We start from the raw sequence: 1,356 nt of genomic DNA, 5'->3' as shown, positions 1-1,356 counted from the left end.
CCGGTCGATCGCCTGGGTCTGCTCGGCGTCGGTCCAGGAGAGCTCGGCGAGCACGAGGTTCGACGCGACCTGCAGGTTGAGGCCGACCCCGGCAGCGGTGAGCGAGCAGACGACGACGGCCACCTCCGGGTCGTGGGTGAAGCCGTCGATGGCCTGCTGCCGCGCCTTGGGGGTCTGGTCGCCCCGGATCGAGGTGTAGCGCAGACCGCGTCGCTCGAAGGTCTCCTCGGCCGTGTCCATCACGTCGATGTGCTTGGCGAAGAAGACCACCTTGCCGACGCTGTGGGCCAGCTGGGCGGCGTAGTCCGCGGCCAGCCCGGCCTTCGCCTGGCCGATCCGGCGCATCATGCTGAACACGTTCTCGCCCGAGTCGGTGGTGGTGTCCTCCCGCTCCCAGGTGGCCACCCGGCGGACCAGCTCGTGGTCGATGCCCTCGACCCGCACCCCCGACGTCCGGGTCGCGAGGGCGCTCTCGTAGCGCGCCACGAGCCGCCGGGCCAGCTCCTGCTCCGCCTTGCGGATCGAGCGCGCGTCGTCGTCGTCGAGCTCCACCGGCAGGTCGGCGATCCGGCGCGCGGGGATGTCGGCGGCCACGTCGACCTTGCGCCGGCGGACGATGCCCAGGTCGATGACGCAGCTGCGGGCCAGGGGGTAGAACCCGGGATCGGTGGGGGTGAGCCCGGTCTCCTCCAAGGCGTCCATGAGCGGACCGAGGGGCCTGGTGTCGTCGATCCAGCCCAGGAACTGCCAGATCGCCCGGAAGTCCTCGATGTCGTTGATGAGGGGGGTCCCGGTCAGCGCCATCAGCAGCGGCCGGGGGATCCGCGACCGGATCCGCCGGGACAGCCGCAGCACGTTCTGGGAGCGCTGGGAGGACTTGTTCTTGATGAAGTGCGCCTCGTCCACGACCATGCCGCGGAACCCCAGGTCCCCCAGCCAGCCGACGTGGCGGTCGAGGATCTCGTAGTTCACCACGATGATGTCGGCGAACCCGTCGACGCTCTCGCCGTTCCCGTGGACGACCGTGGCGCTGCGCTGCGGGGTCCACAGCCCCACCTCGCGGGCCCAGTTCGTCTTCACCACGTTCGGGACCACGGCGAGCAGCGGGTAGGCGTCGGCGGCCTGGGCAGCGAGCAGCGCCTGGGCGGTCTTCCCCAGCCCGGGCTCGTCGGCGAGCAGGAAGGTGCGGTGCCCGGCGGCCGCCGCCCCGACCACCTGTGCCTGGTGGTGCATGAGCATCCGCCCACCGGCGGCGTTGAGCGAGGTCGGCTCCGGCAGGGGCATGCAGGACGAGGCGCCGCCGTACTCGAACGCCCGGAACAGCGGCCCGAGCAGCTCCCAGGTCGCCAGCCGCCG

The 1,356-nt window shown here is 71.8% G+C and carries 1 protein-coding gene; it reads right to left on the bottom strand.

Annotation, left to right across the window (positions count from 1 at the left end):
• Positions 1–1,356: SNF2-related protein (locus PLP61_RS16420; protein WP_324503836.1), on the bottom strand; the 1,356-nt coding region annotated here is incomplete at both ends.

It is taken from the genome of Nocardioides sp. (assembly GCF_035429765.1).
Taxonomy (GTDB): domain Bacteria; phylum Actinomycetota; class Actinomycetes; order Propionibacteriales; family Nocardioidaceae; genus Nocardioides.
The sequence above is the reverse complement of the archived record's forward strand: the minus strand, read 5'-3'. Positions and strand labels throughout refer to the sequence as shown.